Origin of the sequence: Flagellimonas algicola, from assembly GCF_005937185.1 — a bacterium.
Classification (GTDB): Bacteria; Bacteroidota; Bacteroidia; order Flavobacteriales; family Flavobacteriaceae; genus Flagellimonas; species Flagellimonas algicola.
Map to the genome: position 1 here is coordinate 1 of NZ_VCNI01000005.1, position 18,015 is coordinate 18,015.

Annotated in this window: 5 protein-coding genes; all 5 read left to right on the forward strand. The window is 43.6% G+C overall.

What is annotated here, in order from left to right; genetic code table 11:
- Nucleotides 1-1,324: T9SS type B sorting domain-containing protein (locus FGG15_RS18585; RefSeq protein ID WP_202619597.1), on the forward strand; the 1,324-nt coding region annotated here is incomplete at its 5' end.
- Nucleotides 1,325-1,338: 14 nt separating this feature from the next.
- Nucleotides 1,339-2,289: a PorP/SprF family type IX secretion system membrane protein gene (locus FGG15_RS18590; RefSeq protein WP_138839172.1), complete on the forward strand. Its 951-nt coding sequence runs from the start codon at nt 1,339-1,341 to the stop codon at nt 2,287-2,289.
- A 10-nt stretch (nt 2,290-2,299) separates the two neighbouring features.
- Nucleotides 2,300-4,255, forward strand: coding sequence for an OmpA family protein (locus tag FGG15_RS20465; protein WP_138839174.1), 1,956 nt, complete (start codon nt 2,300-2,302; stop codon nt 4,253-4,255).
- Between the two features lie 147 nt (nt 4,256-4,402).
- Nucleotides 4,403-8,878 carry a beta strand repeat-containing protein gene (locus tag FGG15_RS18600; RefSeq protein WP_237561877.1) on the forward strand — a complete coding sequence of 1,492 codons (4,476 nt, stop codon included), beginning with the start codon at nt 4,403-4,405 and terminating at the stop codon, nt 8,876-8,878.
- Nucleotides 8,879-9,209: 331 nt separating this feature from the next.
- A complete protein-coding gene (locus FGG15_RS18605; protein WP_138839176.1) occupies nt 9,210-18,005 on the forward strand; it encodes a beta strand repeat-containing protein in 8,796 nt (2,931 codons plus the stop codon).
- The last annotated feature ends 10 nt before the right edge of the window (nt 18,006-18,015 follow it).

Sequence of the window (18,015 nt, forward strand, 5' to 3'; positions counted from 1 at the left end):
CACGGATGGGACGGAGGACGTGAACTACCGCGACCTGGACGACGACGGGGACGGTATCGACACCCCGGATGAGGACGTGGACGGTGACGACGACCCCACCAATGACGATACCGACGATGACGGTACTCCTGACTACTTAGATCCTGATAGTCCCAAGACCATTGTTGCGGTAGATGACTCATTTACTACGAATGGGGATGAAGGTGAGATTCCTAATAGCGATGTACTTGCCAACGATACCTTGGATGGAGAATCTGTAACCTTGGAGGATGTCATTTTAATTTCCACACCAACAGATGTATTAACGATTCTTGAGGATGGAACTATTAGAGTGGAGCCGGGAACCCCTGATGGTATTTATACAATAGACTATACCATCTGTGAGCTAGCTAATATGGATAACTGCGACACGGGTACTGTAACCGTTGAGGTGGGCCCTGCAATGATGAATGAAATTATCGCAATGGATGATTCCTATAGTGCTGATACTTCTGGAGGTGAGATTCCGAATAGTAACGTACTTGACAATGATACCCTGGATGGTATGCCTGTATCTTTGGAGAATGTTATCCTAAGTTCCACCCCTACGGAAGAACTCACAATTCTTGAGGACGGGAGTATTCAGGTGACTCCAGGAACAGAAGAGGGAACCTACACCATTGAATACACCATCTGTGAGATGGCTGATGTGGAAAACTGCGATTCGGGTACAGTGACCATAGAGGTAGGCCCAGCCATGGTGAATGAGATTGTAGCTGTGGATGATGCATATGGTTCAACAAGTGCTGGTGGATTGATTACCGGCAGCGATGTGCTCTCCAACGACACCTTAGATGGCGAACCTGCGACGATAATCAATGTGATTCTCACTTCCACTCCAACTGGTGCTTTAACCATTAACCCAGACGGAAGTGTTGACGTGACTCCAAATACTTCTGATGGCATCTATACCATTGAATATCAAATTTGTGAGGCAGATGACCCTGACAATTGTGACACTGCCGTGGTTACAGTATCAGTGGAAAATATTGAGGTGAACCAAATGCTGACACCCAATGGGGACCTAAAAAATGACTTCCTGTTTATAAGGGGGGTAAGAAATATAACAACCAGTACCCTGCGCATCTTCAATAGATGGGGCGTGGCGGTTTATGAAGGAAAGGATTACGACAACATCAACAATGTATTTGATGGTCGATCACGAGGTAGGTCAACCCTAAGTGTGAACGATTATCTTCCGGCAGGGGTATATTTTTATATCTTTGACTATCAAACGGAAGAAGGAAGTTTTACCGACTCCGAATACATTTATATAAGTAGGTAACATATTGAAACAGAATGATTAAAAAGCACTTTTTAATTCCGTTTTTACTTATTGGAATCACAATTCAGAGTCTTGTTGCCCAACAAGATGCCCAGTATACCCAGTATATGTTCAATACGCTGACGGTGAACCCAGCTTATGCAGGTTCTCGGGGGCAATTGAGCTTTGCCGGTTTGTATCGTTCCCAATGGATAGGTTTGGACGGCGCACCAGAGACTTTTAGCCTCAACCTTCATTCACCCATTAGAAACAGTAGATTGGGTTATGGTATTTCCGTAGTCAATGACAATATTGGGGATGGGGTGGTTCAAGAGACCTATTTAGATGCTGTTTTATCATATACCATAGACGTAGCCCTGGATGCCAAGCTTTCTTTTGGACTAAAGGCTGGTGGAAATATGTTGAGCCTGGATTTTAATGGATTGCGGAACTTTGATCAAGAGGTAGTGCAACAGGATAATATTGATAACCAGTTCAACCCTAATTTTGGGTTGGGCATTTACTACCACACGGATAAGTTTTATGCTGGGGTATCGGCTCCCAATATTTTGGAGACAGAGTATTTTGATAACAATGCCAACGATGCCAATTCCGTAAACTTTTTGTCCACGGAACGCATTAACTTCTATTTGATTACGGGTTATGTTTTCGATTTGAATGCAGATTTGCAGTTCAAACCTGCATTGTTGACCAAGGCAGTGGGTGGAGCTCCTTTGCAAGTGGATATTTCGGCCAATTTCCTTTATGCGGATAAATTCTACTTTGGTGGAGCCTATAGACTGGATGCGGCCGTGAGTGCTTTGGCTGGGTTCCAGATAACGGATCAAATAATGATTGGTCTGGCATATGACCGGGAGACAACTGAGTTGGGAGGTACCCAATTCAATGATGGGTCTTTTGAAGTGTTTTTACGACTGGAATTGTTGAAGGCATTCCAAAGAACGGTTTCACCTAGATTCTTTTAATACCTGAACTATGCAAAAAAGAATACTAATCCTTGTAATTGTTTTTCTAGGATATTCTAGCCCATTTTGGTCTCAGGAAGAGGTAAAGGTGAATGAAAAACAAGGGGCCAAAGCCCAAGCAAAGGCGGACGAACGCTATAACGAATACTCTTTCAGTCCGGCCATTGATATTTATAAAAAAGTATTGGACAAAGGATATGTATCCCAGGATTTGTTGAAACGTTTGGGAAACGCCTATTACTTCAATGCCAAATATGAAGAGGCCGCAAATGTTTACAAAAGGTTGGCTGAGGCCTATCCTGATGAAACAGAACCGGATTACTTCTTCAGGTATGCCCAGAGTTTAAAAACCCTTGGAGAGTACGATGCGGCATCTGATATGATGTCCAAGTTCAAGCAAATGACTGCCCAAGGAGAGTTCCCCTCAGATGAGGATTACTTGGCCAAGATAGAGAAGAACTCAGGAAGATTTAGTGTCAAGCCATTCGCTTACAACAGCAAATACTCGGATTTTGCAGCAGCATTCTACGAAAAGGGACTGATATTTTCTTCCGACAGGGATACTGGAAATTTGGCCCGGTATAGACATACATGGAACTCCAAGGACTTCTTGGATTTGTATAAGGTCAATGCAGATAGTGTTTCCAATGATCGTGTGGTCAAGGTTTCTGGAGATGTAAATACAAGATTGCACGAATCCACTTCGGTGGTTTCCAAAGATGGAACGACGATGTATTTTACGAGAAACAACTTCTTGGATGGCAAAAAATACAAAGATGAACAGGGGATTATCAGGCTTAAAATCTATAGCGCGGAATTAATTAATGGCGAATGGACGAAAATAATAGAATTGCCATTCAACAGCGATTCTTATTCTGTGGCACATCCTGTATTGAGTCCGGACGGGAAGAAACTTTATTTTGTTTCGGACATGCCAGGCGCAGTAGGAGAGTCCGATATATTTTATACAGAAATCATTGGTGATGGAACATACGGACCTATCATCAATCTGGGCAAAAATGTTAATACTAGGGCAAGGGAGACCTTCCCTTATATTACCCAAGAAGGGGTGTTGTATTTTTCTTCGGATGGACATCCCGGCTTAGGAGGCTTGGATGTTTTTGCGACCAAAATCACCTTTGGAAACTTCAATGAACCTGTGGTAAATGTGGGGAAACCCATTAATGGAAATCAAGATGATTTTGCATTTATCTTGGATAACGAAACCAAGATTGGCTACTTCTCATCCAATCGGGAAGGCGGATTAGGTGAGGACGACATTTACGAATTTACGGAGAACGAACCCTTGGTCTTGGATTGTATCCAAGAAGTGACCGGAACGGTAAGGGATAGAATTTCAAATGAAGTTTTGGCAGGTGCAACAGTAATGATCATTGATGAGGAAAACAAAGAGGTATCGTCTACCTTAACGGACTCCCAAGGCAATTATGTGTTAAGTTTGGATTGTTCCAAAGGCAATTTTGTGCGGGCTTCAAGAGATGGATATGTACCGGCCGAAGAGTATCTCAATAGGTCTTATGGCAAACCACGAATTGTGGACTTTTATCTGGAGCGTGATGTGGTCACAGGAGGATTCGGCGATGACTTGGCTAAATTACTACAACTAAGTACTATTTACTTTGATTTGAACAAGTACAACATTCGTTCAGATGCCGAAATTGAGATTCAAAAGGTCATTGTGGCCATGGAGAAGTATCCCAGCTTAAAAATCAAGGTGAATTCCCATACGGATAGTAGAGGTAATGATGCATACAACCTGTGGCTGTCCCAGAAGAGAGCGGAATCCACAGTAAATTATATGATTTCCAAAGGCATAGCTGCAGATAGACTGCAAGGAGAAGGCTTTGGAGAAAAACGATTGGTAAACAACTGTAGTAATGGAGTGCGTTGTTCTAGCGACGAGCATCAGTTGAATCGAAGATCGGAATTCATCATATTCGAATAGCGTAATATTTTTACGTAAAATGAAAAAAGGAACCTCAATTGGGGTTCCTTTTTTTGTATATATAGCAATAATCTGTTCCTCCTCACCCCACATTTGTACCTGTTCACTTTATCGATAAGCCCTTTCACAACAATTATTTAGAGGCGCATGGAACTACGGTTACATTTGGTAAAAGTATATTCCACTAACTATATGCTTACCAAAATAAAACCTCAAAAAAGAACAGTTGCGCTAAGTGCAATACTATTTGTATTTGCCTGTTTCTCCATGACGGGACAGGATACCTATCGTGATAACTTTAGTTCCACCTCATATTCCAATAACGATGGTACGCAAAATTTTGCAACCAGTTGGGATGAAACTAACGATGATGACAGCCCAAGTTCGGGACGTATTGAAATTGTTGGGAATGAACTGGAATTCAATAATATAGATAGTAGGACCATTTTCCGGGACTTGGATCTCTCAGGAGCTTCCAGTGTAACCTTGGATTTGGATTATGATGCAACATCTAGGGGTAATGAATCCCTGTTGGTACAACTCTGGAACGATAATACTTCGTCTTACCAAACTGTTTCAACAATCAATAGTACAGCAACAGGTTCGGTTTCCCATAATTTAACAGGAGATCAGATTTCGGCTAATTCATCCATTCGTTTTGTGGGGGGAGACTCCAATTGGAGTGGTGGTGAGACCATTTACATAGACAACGTACTGTTTACCGCTACCTTCAGCCCTACTATCATTGTCAACGACATTACTTTTGATGAGGGAACGGGTAATGCGGTTTTTACCGTTACACATACGGGCGCCAATGCATCAGGGGCATTTACCGTTAATTTTCAAACTGTCGATGGAACGGCAACTTCTGGAAGTGATTATACCTTTACTAGTGGAACCCTTAACTTTAATGGGACCAGTGGCGATACGGACACGATAACGGTACCCATTACGGATGATAGTACGTTGGAAAGTACCGAAACTTTTACCATTCAATTTACCGCTTCTTCAGATGGTTCGGTAGATTTTTCAGATACAGCTACAGGGAACATTACAGATAATGATGGTTTGATCATAACTGATGGTGTTACAGATAATACCTGTAGTGATACCTTTCTGGATACAGGAGGTCAATCTGCAGCATACTCAAACAATGAAGACATAACGTACACCATTTGTCCCGATACAGGCGGTAGTTTTGTCCGTATCAACTTCACTAGCTTTGATGTGGAGGACGGATACGACTTTCTTTATGTTTATGAAGGTACCACCACAGGAGGAACCTTAATAGGACAGTATCACAACGGGAATACTCCACCAAGTACTATCACCTCAACAGATGGTTCTGGTTGTCTAACTTTCCGTTTTACTTCAGATTTTAGCGTTACCAATAATGGTTGGGAGGCTGCGGTTTCTTGTTATGTACCGGGTCCAACTATGACCATCTCGGATGTTTCAGTAGATGAGGATGCGGGCAATGCCGTTTTTACAGTTACACACACGGGAGCAAGCGCCTCTGGAGCGTTTACAGTAAACTTTCAAACTGTGGATGGAACAGCTCTAGCAGGCAGCGATTATACAAGCACCACAGGAACCCTGAATTTTAATGGTACGGTTGGGGATATGGAAATTATTACTGTTCCAATTACCGATGATTCGGTTATAGAATCCGATGAAACCTTTACAGTAGAGTTTACAGCTTCCTCAGATGGAACCGTCGATTTTACGGATACGGCAACGGGAACCATCAACGCACAAATTTCTTCGGATGCGCCGCTGGTGTTATATGAGGAATTCCATGGAAATGTGGATTATGTGGTTACTGGAAACACGTTGAGAACCGCAAACAATGGTACGGATCCCTGTGCAGTTACAAATACCAGTTCAGGTACGTTAATAGCACCCATCCCTGGTACCGCTACCATTAGAAAAGCTTATTTGTACTGGGCGCATTCCAGCTCTACCATGGATGCGGATGTCACCTTTGAAGGACAAGCCATTACTGCAGATTTGGCCTACAACGCCTATTCTGCAACCTATTGGAGTTATTTAAGTGATGTAACATCCATCGTTACAGGCTTGGCAGACCCTTCCACAAACACATACGATTTTGCCGATTTGACTATTGACACCACAAGTAGCTGTGGTAGTCAAGGTGTACTGGGCGGTTGGGCATTGATGGTCTTTTATGACGACCCTACCTTACCTGCATCCAGTATCAACCTGTACCAAGGTTTTCAAAGACTAAGGAATTCTAGTGACTCGTTTACCTTGGATTCCTTTTACGCCATTGCAGGTTCGGGTGCCAAAGCCACCTTCTTGTCTTGGGAAGGAGACGATACCCTTTCTGGTGCTTCGGAAACACTTTCTATTACTAACCAAGCGACTACTACATTTACCTTGAGCGGAGATGGTGGTCAAACCGGAAATAACGCATACAACGGCACCATTTATGATGATACTCAGGCACCTGTCTATAATGATGCTACCACCTATGGTGTCGATTTGGACACTTACGGGATTTCCTCTTACATATCACCAGGGGATTCCCAGGTAACGGCCAATGTTTCAGTAGCTTCGGATGCTGTATTTTTTAACGCAGTTTTAATACGGGTTCAATCCAATTTGGTAGACGGAACTGTCTTTGAGGATGTCAACTACCCTGGAGGTTCAGGTAGGGACATGGCAACCGCATCAGGGGTAGGGGCAAACAATGCTACCCTGGAAATTTATGATTCATCAAACGTTTTTATTGAGAGTACCACCACAGATAGCAATGGTGACTATACCTTTGGAGGAATGGCGGATGGGGATTATACCATTCGTGTGGTAAACTCTACTGTAAGATCTTCAAGAGGGGGCGGAATTGGCTGTACCTCTTGTATTCCAGTTCAAACTTATAGAAATTATAATACCTCAGGTTCCTTTGTAGATGTAACCGGTGAGATTGGCGGTGCTGATCCTTCTGCCGAAGATGTAGGGACGGGAACCTTGACAGGAGCTCAAACCACCTCCGCAGTGACAATTAACAGTGGTGGTATTGTTGGATTGGATTTTGGTTTCAACTTTAATACCATTGTTAATACCAATGAAGATGGACAAGGTTCCTTGGAACAGTTTATTGTAAACTCCAACAACTTGGATGAAACAGGATTGGACATTGAGGCCAATGCAATTTTCAATCCAGCAGCTGGGGATGACACCTCTATTTTTATGATTCCACCTAGCTCGGACGCCTTGGGTAGAACTGCAGATTCCAATTATTCTAGTGGCTTTTTTGATATCACCATAGGCAATGGTAATCCTTTGACCGCAATAACTGGTGACAATACCATTGTAGATGGTCGTACCCAAACAGCTTATTCCGGAGATACCAATTCAGGAACTGTAGGCTCTGGAGGTAGCACTGTGGGAACTTCCGCAATTAGCTTACCAATGTATTCCAGACCTGAGATTCAGGTATATAGAAATCAAGGTGATGTTTTTGATGTACAAGCCAATGCAACTATTAGAAACTTGGCTGTATATGCAAACAATAATGCTGCAGTCCAGATAAATAGTGGTACTGCTAACATTACCTCCAACCTTTTGGGCGTCAATGCCCAAGGTTCAAATGGTGGTAACGTAGATTACGGTATTGAAATTTTGGGAGGAAGCCTAACAATAGATGGCAATTATATTGCCACCAATACAGATACCGGCATACGAATTAATGGAGGAACAAGCAGTTTAATTCAAAACAATCATATAACCTCCAACGGAGACCAAGCCTGTGATGGTAATATTGAGATTTTGGGAGGAAATGGAATTACCATTCAACAAAACCTAATTGAAAACGCCGCTGCTTCAGGCATAGATGCCTCTGCAAGTTCTGGAGCATTGACCATAACGGAAAATGCAATTACGGCCTCGGGTCAAGATGGTGGTAATTGCTCAGGAAATGTGGAAAATATGGGCGTTCTTGTTGCTGGTGATAACTCTCAACTGACCAATAATCAAATTTATAGCAACGGAGGCGCTGGAATAGTTGTAATAGGCGGAACGGGCAATCTAATCAGTCAAAATTCCATTTACGCCAATGGAACTTCCACAGCTGCTCTAGGCATTGATTTGGATGCTACAGCAGGGGATGGAGATGGAGTTACCGTAAACGATAATGGAGATGCAGATAGCGGACCCAATAACTTGTTGAACTTCCCGATTATCGAATCAACCTACCTTTCAGGTTCAAATCTCGTGGTAAAGGGTTGGTCACGACCTGGAACAACCTTGGAGTTTTTCTTGACGGATGTTAGCGAAGGAACCGCTACAAGTGGGGACAATCAATTGGGTCTATCCATAGATTACGGAGAAGGTCAGACCTATCTGGGTAGTGCTGATGAAGGTGGTGGTTCCGATACGGATGACAGTGTTTCAGCCTATTCGGATGCTGATGGAAATACAGATAATACCAATGCATTTGAGTTCTCAATTCCCTTGACGGTTATACCTTCTGGTGGAGATTTGATTACCGCTACGGCTACCTTGATCAACTCAACTTCAGAGTTTTCACCTAGGTCCGTTTTAAACATTCCTACAGTAATAACCAATCGCGGAATTACGTACAGGGTCAATAGGGATTAGACTTTTTTTACATCCAATTCTTACAGCCATTTTATCCAATTTAAGAGCCGAAAAACCATTTTCGCTATGCGCTTTAGCCTTTTACTGTCTTGGTTTAATCGACCAACTACCTCGATTTTTTTACCTCAAAAAAAAAAGTAACCTCAGAATTTAAACCCTATACCGTCGGATTTCAAGCGTACACAACAAATATTTTCCCCCCCTAGAGGTAAAGGTAATTTTGTAAAGTGTAGAAATACTATGCAAAAAGAACAACTGATTTAAAAGCTTTAATAAGCTCTAACAAATACAATAATTCAACCCAGACCCGATGTCTACTAATCATAACCCCATGAAAAAGAGCATCTTAGTTGCAGTCCTAATGCTTTTCACAGGAATTGCATTTTCCCAAACCACAGTAACCCTACAAGATCAATGTAACTGCGAAGTCTTGAGCGGAACTGCGGTCACTACGGCCGGAGCAATAACTCCTGCAGGTGCGGATACAGGAGACGTTTATGTCAATACCAATACAGGAACTATTTATTTCTGGGATGGTGATTCTTGGGAATTGACATCAACAGATGATCAGCAGTTAACTGGGTTTACTTTGGATGGAGCTACGAACGAATTGACACTAACATTGGAAAATGGGGGAAATGTAAGTGTCGATTTAAGCAGTTTAAGCGATACACTTACCGACACCAATACAACAATTACTTCTTTCGGAATTGATGGAACTAACACCAACCTTGAAATTATAGATTCCGAGGCGAACACGTTTTCAGTTGCCTTGGCAGCCTTGGCAGCTTTGATAGATACAGACACCGATGACCAGACCTTGAGCATTACAGGGACAGATTTGTCAATTGCTGATGGAAACACCGTTGATATTTCAGGTGTGAATACAGATTCACAAACGCTTTCCTTAACTGGAAATGACCTTTCCATCAGTGGTGGCAACACCATCGATATTAGCAGCATCGATACCGATACGGATGACCAAACATTGAGTTTGACAGGAAACACCTTAGCTATTGCCGATGGAAACTCTGTTGATTTGAGCGGTTTTGTGGATACTGACGACCAGACCTTGAGTCTTTCAGGTACAGATTTAAGTATAGCAGATGGAAATACGGTAGACATTAGTACGATTGATACCGATGATCAAACCTTGAGCATAACGGGATCAGACCTGACTATAGCTGATGGCAACACTGTGGATATCTCCGGTGTGAACACGGATTCACAAACGCTTTCCTTAACTGGAAATGACCTTTCCATCAGTGGAGGAAATACCGTGGATATTAGCAGCATCGATACCGATACGGATGACCAAACATTGAGTTTGACAGGAAATACCCTTTCCATTGCGGATGGGAACTCGGTTGACTTGAGCGGTTATGTGGATACTGACGACCAGACCTTGAGTCTATCAGGAACAGATTTGACCATTGCAGACGGAAATACAATTGACATCAGCTCTATTGATACGGATACGGATGATCAAACATTGAGCATTACTGGAACGGATTTGAGCATTGCCGATGGCAACACTGTGGATATCTCCGGTGTGAACACGGATTCACAAACGCTTTCCTTAACTGGAAATGACCTTTCCATCAGTGGAGGAAATACCGTGGATATTAGCAGCATCGATACGGATACGGATGACCAGACGTTGAGTTTGACAGGAAATACCCTTTCCATTGCGGATGGGAACTCTGTTGACTTGAGTGGATATGTTGACACGGATGACCAGACCTTGAGTTTGTCGGGTACTGATTTGACCATTGCCGACGGAAACACGGTAGACATCAGCTCTATTGACACAGATACCGATGACCAGACCTTGAGTTTGTCGGGTACAGATTTAACCATTGTTGATGGAAACACCATTGACATAAGCTCCATTGATACGGACACGGATGATCAAACATTGAGCATCACTGGAACGGATTTGAGCATTGCCGATGGCAACACTGTTGATATCTCCGGTGTGAACACGGATTCACAAACGCTTTCCTTAACTGGAAATGACCTTTCCATCAGTGGAGGAAATACCGTGGATATTAGCAGCATCGATACCGATACAGATGACCAGACTTTGAGTCTATCCGGTACAGATTTGAGCATCGCAGATGGAAATACGATAGACATTAGTTCCATCGACACGGACACGGATGACCAGACGTTAAGTTTATCAGGAACTGATTTGAGTATTGCCGACGGGAATACAGTTGATTTAAGCGGTATCGATACCGATAATCAGGATGCTAGTGAAGTAAGTTATGATCCTAGCACAACTACCCTGGTATCAAATAATGTTCAAGACGTAATTGAGGAATTGAAAGCGGAAGTGGATGCCTTTGCAGCTACTTCTGGACAAACGAATACCGCCTCTAATGCTGGGGCAGGGGGTGTTGGACTTTATGCCCGTAAGACTGGGGCAGATCTCGAGTTCAAAAACATCAATGCAGGATCTAATCTTATCAGTATAACTGACGATGTTGCAAATGATGAGGTGGATATTGACTTCAATGTGGCGAACCTTACCATAACAGAAAGCCAAATATCTGACCTTTCCCATACTGTTGATACTGATGATCAAACATTGAGCATCACTGGAACAGATTTGAGTATTGCCGATGGCAACACTGTGGATATATCCGGTGTGAACACGGATTCACAGACACTATCCTTAAGTGGAAATGACCTTTCCATCAGTGGAGGAAATACCGTGGATATTAGCAGCATCGATACCGATACTGATGACCAGACGTTGAGTCTATCCGGTACAGATTTGACTATCGCAGATGGAAATACGATAGACATCAGTTCTATAGATACCGACACAGATGATCAGACCTTGAGTTTGACAGGAAACACGTTAGCTATTGCCGATGGAAACTCTGTTGATTTGAGCGGTTTTGTGGATACAGATGACCAAACCTTGAGCATAACGGGATCAGACCTGACTATAGCTGATGGCAACACTGTGGATATCTCCGGTGTGAACACGGATTCACAGACGCTATCCTTGAGTGGAAATGACCTATCCATAAGTGGTGGGAACACGATCGATATTAGTTCAATTGATACCGATACTGATGACCAGACCTTGAGCATTACAGGTACAGATTTGTCAATTGCTGATGGAAACACGGTTGATATTTCAGGTGTGAATACAGATTCACAGACACTTTCCCTGAGCGGAAATGATCTATCCATCAGTGGTGGCAACACCATCGACATCAGTTCCATAGATACCGACACTGATGATCAGACCTTGAGTCTGACAGGAAACACCTTGGCCATTGCCGACGGTAACTCCGTTGACTTGAGCGGTTATGTGGATACTGACGACCAGACCTTGAGTCTATCAGGAACAGATTTGACCATTGCCGACGGAAATACCATTGACATCAGTTCCATTGATACGGACACGGATGATCAAACATTAAGCATCACTGGAACGGATTTGAGCATTGCCGATGGCAACACTGTGGATATATCCGGTGTGAACACGGATTCACAAACGCTTTCCCTGAGCGGAAATGATCTATCCATTAGTGGTGGCAACACCATCGACATCAGTTCCATAGATACCGACACTGATGATCAGACCTTGAGTCTGACAGGAAACACCTTGGCCATTGCCGACGGTAACTCCGTTGACTTGAGCGGTTATGTGGATACTGACGACCAAACATTAAGCCTAACTGGAACGGATTTGAGTATCGCTGACGGAAATACAGTGGACATTAGTTCAATTGATACCGATGACCAGACCTTGAGTTTGACAGGAACCGACTTGAGCATTGCAGATGGAAATACAGTTGATATCAGCTCCATAGATACCGATGACCAGACCTTAAGTCTGACAGGAAACACCTTGGCCATTGCAGATGGTAACTCCGTTGACTTGAGCGGTTATGTGGATACCGATGACCAAACCTTGAGCATTACAGGTTCGGATTTGACAATTGCTGACGGAAACACAGTTGATATTTCAGGTGTGAACACAGATTCACAGACACTTTCCCTGAGCGGAAGTGATTTATCCATTAGTGGTGGCAACACCATCGATATTAGCTCCATTGACACGGACACGGATGACCAGACCTTGAGTCTGACCGGTAATACACTGGCAATCGCTGATGGAAATTCGGTTGATTTGAGTGGATATGTTGATACCGACGACCAAACATTAAGCCTAACTGGAACAGATTTGAGTATCGCAGATGGTAACACGATAGACATCAGTTCCATTGACACGGACACGGATGACCAGACCTTGAGCATCACGGGCACAGATTTGTCAATTGCCGACGGGAATACAGTTGATTTAAGCGGTATCGATACCGATAATCAGGATGCTAGTGAAGTAAGTTATGATCCTAGCACAACTACCTTGGTATCAAATAATGTTCAAGACGTAATTGAGGAATTGAAAGCGGAAGTGGATGCCTTTGCAGCTACTTCTGGACAAACGAATACCGCCTCTAACGCTGGAGCAGGGGGTGTCGGACTATTTGCTCGTAAAATTGGCGCTGATTTAGAGTTTAAGAATGTAAATGCGGGATCTAATCTTATCAGCATAACTGACGATGTTGCAAATGATGAGGTGGATATTGACTTCAATGTGGCAAACTTAACAATTACAGAGAGTCAAATTTCTGACCTTTCCCATACTGTTGATACTGATGATCAGACATTGAGTCTTACGGGGAACACCCTTTCCATAGCAGATGGAAATTCCGTTGATTTAAGTGGATTTATTGACACGGACGACCAAACCTTGAGCATTACGGGTTCGGATTTGACAATTGCCGACGGCAACACGGTTGATATCTCCGGTGTGAACACGGATTCACAGACGCTATCCCTGAGCGGAAATGACCTGTCGATAAGTGGTGGGAACACCATTGATATCAGTTCCATAGACACCGACACTGATGACCAGACCTTAAGTCTGACAGGAAACACCTTGGCCATTGCGGATGGTAATTCCGTTGACTTGAGCGGTTATGTGGATACCGATGACCAGACCTTGAGTTTATCAGGAACCGACTTGAGCATTGCAGATGGAAATACTGTAGACATTAGTTCAATCGATACAGATGACCAAACTTTGAGTCTGACAGGTAATACGCTTGCCATTGCTGACGGAAATTCCGTTGACTTGAGCGGTTATGTGGATACTGACGACCAGACCTTGAGTTTGACAGGAAACACCTTGGCCATTGCAGATGGTAATTCCGTTGATTTGAGCGGTTATGTGGATACAGACGATCAAACCCTGAGCCTATCCGGTACCGACTTAAGTATAGCAGATGGAAATACAGTAGACATTAGTTCAATAGATACTGATGATCAGACATTGAGTCTAACAGGAAACACCTTGGCCATTGCAGATGGTAACTCCGTTGATTTGAGCGGTTATGTGGATACGGACGACCAGACCTTGAGCATCACGGGTACGGATTTGACAATTGCCGACGGCAACACAGTTGATATTTCCGGTGTGAACACGGATTCACAGACGCTTTCCCTGAGCGGGAACGACCTTTCCATCAGCGGCGGTAACACCATCGATATCAGTTCCATCGATACCGACACTGATGATCAAACATTGAATCTAACAGGAAACATCTTGGCCATTGCAGATGGTAACTCTGTTGATTTGAGTGGATATGTAGATACCGACGACCAAACATTAAGCCTAACTGGTACAGATTTGAGTATCGCAGATGGCAACACGATAGACATCAGTTCAATTGATACCGATACTGATGACCAGACCTTGAGTCTGACAGGGAACACCTTGGCCATTGCAGATGGTAATTCTGTTGATTTGAGCGGTTATGTGGATACGGATGATCAAACATTAAGCCTAACTGGAACAGATTTGAGTATCGCTGACGGAAATACGGTGGACATTAGTTCAATTGATACAGATGACCAAACCTTGAGTTTGTCAGGAACCGACTTGAGCATTGCAGATGGAAATACTGTAGACATTAGTTCAATAGATACAGATGACCAGACTTTGAGTCTATCCGGTACAGATTTGAGTATCGCTGACGGAAACACAGTGGACATTAGTTCAATAGATACTGATGATCAGACATTGAGTCTAACAGGAAACACCTTGGCCATTGCAGATGGTAACTCCGTTGATTTGAGCGGTTATTTGGATACTGACGACCAAACCTTGAGCATCACGGGTGCAGATTTGACAATTGCCGACGGCAACACGGTTGATATCTCCGGTGTGAACACGGATTCACAAACGCTTTCCTTAACGGGAAATGATCTATCCATTAGTGGTGGTAACACCATCGATATTAGCTCCATTGACACGGACACGGATGACCAAACCTTGAGTCTGACCGGTAATACGCTTGCCATCGCTGATGGAAATTCCATTGACTTGAGCGGTTATGTGGATACCGATGACCAGACCTTGAGTTTGACAGGAAACACTTTGGCCATTGCAGATGGTAATTCTGTTGATTTGAGTGGATATGTGGATACCGATGACCAGACCTTGAGTTTGACAGGAAACACTTTGGCCATTGTAGATGGTAATTCGGTTGATTTGAGCGGTTATGTGGATACCGATGACCAGACCTTGAGTTTGACAGGAAACACCTTGGCCATTGCAGATGGTAATTCTGTTGATTTGAGCGGTTATGTGGACACGGACGACCAGACCTTGAGCATCACGGGTACAGATTTGACAATTGCCGACGGCAACACGGTTGATATCTCCGGTGTGAACACGGATTCACAGACACTTTCCCTGAGCGGAAATGATCTATCCATCAGTGGTGGCAACACCATCGATATTAGTTCCATCGATACGGACACGGATGACCAAACATTGAGTTTGACAGGAAACACCTTGGCCATTGCAGATGGTAATTCTGTTGATTTGAGCGGTTATGTGGATACGGATGATCAAACATTAAGCCTAACTGGAACAGATTTGAGTATCGCTGACGGAAATACCGTGGACATTAGTTCAATTGATACCGATGACCAGACCTTGAGTTTGACAGGAAACACCTTGGCCATTGCAGACGGTAATTCTGTTGATTTGAGCGGTTATGTGGACACGGACGACCAGACCTTGAGCATCACGGGTACAGATTTGACAATTGCCGACGGAAACACAGTTGACATTTCTGGTGTGAACACGGATTCACAGACGCTATCCTTGAGTGGAAATGACCTATCTATAAGTGGTGGGAACACGATTGACATCAGTTCTATAGATACCGACACTGATGATCAGACCTTGAGTCTAACAGGAAACACCTTGGCCATTGCTGATGGTAACTCCGTTGACTTGAGCGGTTATGTGGATACCGATGACCAAACATTAAGCCTAACTGGAACGGATTTGAGTATCGCTGACGGAAATACAGTGGACATTAGTTCAATTGATACCGATGACCAGACCTTGAGTTTGTCAGGAACCGACTTGAGCATTGCAGATGGAAATACAGTTGATATCAGCTCCATAGATACCGATGACCAGACCTTAAGTCTGACAGGAAACACCTTGGCCATTGCGGATGGTAATTCTGTGGACTTGAGCGGTTATGTGGACACGGACGATCAAACATTAAGCCTAACTGGTACCGATTTAAGTATCGCAGATGGTAACACGATAGATATTAGTTCAATAGATACCGATGACCAAACTTTGAGTCTGACAGGTAATACGCTTGCCATTGCTGACGGAAATTCCGTTGATTTGAGCGGTTATGTGGATACCGATGACCAAACCTTGAGCATTACAGGTTCGGATTTGACAATTGCCGACGGCAACACGGTTGATATCTCCGGTGTGAACACGGATTCACAGACGCTATCCTTGAGTGGAAATGACCTATCCATAAGTGGTGGGAACACGATCGACATCAGTTCTATAGATACCGATACTGATGACCAGACCTTGAGTTTGACAGGAAACACCTTGGCCATTGCAGATGGTAATTCTGTTGATTTGAGCGGTTATGTGGACACGGACGACCAGACCTTGAGCATCACGGGTACAGATTTGACAATTGCCGACGGAAACACAGTTGACATCTCCGGTGTGAACACGGATTCACAGACACTTTCCCTGAGTGGAAATGACCTATCCCTAAGTGGTGGGAACACGATTGACATCAGTTCTATAGATACCGACACAGATGATCAGACCTTGAGTCTAACAGGGAACACCTTGGCCATTGCGGATGGTAACTCCGTTGATTTGAGTGGATATGTGGATACGGACGATCAAACCTTGAGCCTATCCGGTACGGACTTGACAATTGCTGACGGAAATACAGTTGATATCAGCTCCATTGATACCGATACCGATGACCAGACCTTGAGCCTGTCAGGTACGGACTTAACCATTGTAGATGGAAACACGATTGACATCTCTGGTGTGAACACAGATGGGCAAACGCTAGGTCTTAGTGGAACCAACCTTTCCATTAGCGGAGGAAATACGATTGATATAAGTAGTATTGATACAGATACCGACGACCAAACTTTGAGTCTGTCCGGTACAAACCTGACCATTGTAGATGGGAACACTATAGATATCAGTTCTATTGATACCGATACTGATGACCAGACCTTGAGTTTATCTGGTACCGATTTAACCATTGCCGATGGTAATACCATCGATATAAGCAGTATTGATACAGATAATCAAAACGCCAGCGAAGTAGATCTGGTTACCCCGGTGGATATGGATGAGGCAGGAGAAGCATCACCTACTAACGAAACAACGGTTGAAGAAGCAATCCAGGCGATAGCACCGATTACTTCCAAAGCGGCCAGAATTTTTTATCCGCCATCTATAGCGGTTCCGGCATCTTCTGTAGGACCAGGAACGCCGATAGACTTGCATGCTCAGTATGTTGCACAATATGGAAGTCCTGCAGTGAAAAGCCCATCGGCACCTAATGGTATACCAACCTATACGGCTAGTGAACTTCACTATTATATTACGTATTACGATACCTCGGTGTTTTCCGGAGTTTCAGTAACGGATGCAGGTGTCATGTCATTTACCGTTGATGCTGTGCCAACAGGATACAATTCATTGATCAATGTAGTATTTGTTGTTAAATAAATATAAAGAC

What these genes read in the sequence shown, in the direction of transcription:
- FGG15_RS18600 (WP_237561877.1), top strand. Translation starts at nt 4,403, where the DNA reads ATGGAACTACGGTTACATTTGGTAAAAGTATATTCCACTAACTATATG.
- FGG15_RS18590 (WP_138839172.1), top strand. Translation starts at nt 1,339, where the DNA reads ATGATTAAAAAGCACTTTTTAATTCCGTTTTTACTTATTGGAATCACA.
- FGG15_RS18605 (WP_138839176.1), top strand. Translation starts at nt 9,210, where the DNA reads ATGAAAAAGAGCATCTTAGTTGCAGTCCTAATGCTTTTCACAGGAATT.
- FGG15_RS20465 (WP_138839174.1), top strand. Translation starts at nt 2,300, where the DNA reads ATGCAAAAAAGAATACTAATCCTTGTAATTGTTTTTCTAGGATATTCT.